The following is a 480-nucleotide window of genomic DNA, read 5'->3' as shown; positions in this document are numbered from 1 at the left end:
GCACAGGCGCTCGGCCAGGCGATCGTTGATGCGCTGATCGAGGCGGTCGATGGTCTCGCAGACAACAAGACCCAATGTCGCGCGGCTCTCCGAAGAGCGGTCCTCTCGCGATTGCCGCCGAAGCGGATTGAGCGCATTCCGAAATCATGATGGCTGGATGGATCTGGGAGCCCGCGTACCGGCCGCCGTTTCCGTTCGTCCGCTCCGATCTTCCGGAAGGCGAGCGTGCGTTGCTATTGTCAGGATACTCGCTGCGTGCGGCACAGCTCGGCCATCATCTGGCGGAGATGACCCAAAAATATCAGCGGCGGCGCGATCGGTTCCGGGTCAACCTCACCGAGCCGTCCGGGCTCTGAAAGCTCCAGCCCTCCCCCGGTTGATCGCCGGTGAGGCGATCAGGTTTTTTGAGCAGATGACAATACCTCGTCGGGCACCAAGATCGCCGCGTCCAGGCTGTCGCCGTTGCAGCACGGTCGCAAC

The 480-nt window shown here is 62.9% G+C and carries 1 pseudogene; it reads left to right on the top strand.

The features are described from left to right. Nucleotides 1-197: 197 nt before the first annotated feature. Nucleotides 198-356, top strand: a pseudogene (locus EOA38_RS38620) (integrase); the annotation flags it as partial. Nucleotides 357-480: the final 124 nt, after the last annotated feature.

The organism is Mesorhizobium sp. M1E.F.Ca.ET.041.01.1.1, from assembly GCF_003997355.1.
In the GTDB taxonomy this organism is placed as follows: domain Bacteria; phylum Pseudomonadota; class Alphaproteobacteria; order Rhizobiales; family Rhizobiaceae; genus Mesorhizobium.
Note: the sequence above shows the minus strand (reverse complement) of the source record. Positions and strands in the feature narration are given on the sequence as shown.